Annotated in this window: 1 protein-coding gene; it reads right to left on the bottom strand. The window is 68.2% G+C overall.

Annotation, left to right across the window (positions count from 1 at the left end; all coding sequences use genetic code 11):
* The coding region (locus tag ACU8YE_RS23770; RefSeq protein WP_446929785.1) for a pyridoxal-dependent decarboxylase at positions 1 to 720 on the bottom strand (720 nt) is incomplete at both ends.

Below are 720 nucleotides of genomic sequence, written 5' to 3'. Positions count from 1 at the left end.
GCCATAAACGCCGCTCGACTGCGGCCGCGCGTGCGCACGATGCCGTGCATGCTCGACCGCTTCGCCCAGGTCCTGCCGGAACCGCTCGGCGACGCCCGGCTGCGTCTGCGGCCCCGTCACGCACATCTGCAACGCATCGGGGCGCCGCAGGCCATTGAGACGCCAGCCGCGCTGCCGCATGAAATCGTTCACGTGATAGATGTCGAACGCGTCCGAGGTGAACGCGAAGCAGAACGTCGGCTTGCCGAGCACGCGCAGCTCCGGAATCGCGCGCACCGCGGCCTGCATGTCGAAGGCCGTCTCGAAGATCGCCTTCGCCCGCGCAAGGTAGCCTTCGCGCCCGAGGCTGCGCAGCGCCGCCCACGTCGCCGCGATCAGGCCGCCCGAGCGGCTGCCCGTCAACCCCGGCGAGCCATAGACGCCGCCCACCCAATCGGTCATCAGAAAATACTGATGGCGCCGAAAGCTCGCGTCGCGCCACGCGAGCACCGAGCCGCCCTTCGGGCCGTAGCCGAACTTGTGCGTATCGGCCGAGATCGACGTGACGCCCGGCAGACGAAAATCGAATGCCGGAATGTCCGGATAGCCCAGCGCTTCGCCCCACGGCAGCATCCAGCCGCCGAGGCACCCGTCGACGTGCAGCCACACGTCCTTTTCGACGGCGATCGCCGACAGCGCGCCGATCGGATCGATCGTGCCGTACGGATAATTGCATGCCGA

The sequence above is a fragment of the Ralstonia sp. VS2407 genome (assembly GCF_052950655.1).
Note: the sequence above shows the minus strand (reverse complement) of the source record. Positions and strands in the feature narration are given on the sequence as shown.